Genomic DNA, 205 nt, shown 5'->3' with positions numbered 1-205 from the left:
ACATTTTGGCTCATCCATACACATAAAGCGACTAAATCTTTTGCTTGGTACTTACTGGTTCGTTGTACAAAACCAACCTCTCTAGCAAAATCTCGTAAAATATTGGGAGATAAGAAGTTTTGAATTTCTTGAGCAAATAGTTGTAATTCATCAGCTACAGAAATAGACATACAAAAACGCCATCCTTTCCTATGATTCTACAGAA

The 205-nt window shown here is 34.6% G+C and carries 1 pseudogene; it reads right to left on the bottom strand.

The features are described from left to right. Positions 1-170: pseudogene (locus tag LOK41_RS29430) on the bottom strand (IS4 family transposase); the annotation flags it as partial. Positions 171-205: the final 35 nt, after the last annotated feature.

Origin of the sequence: Bacillus sp. TL12 (genome assembly GCF_022625245.1) — a bacterium.
Classification (GTDB): domain Bacteria; phylum Bacillota; class Bacilli; order Bacillales; family Bacillaceae_G; genus Bacillus_A.
This window is presented reverse-complemented; position numbering and strand designations above follow the sequence as displayed.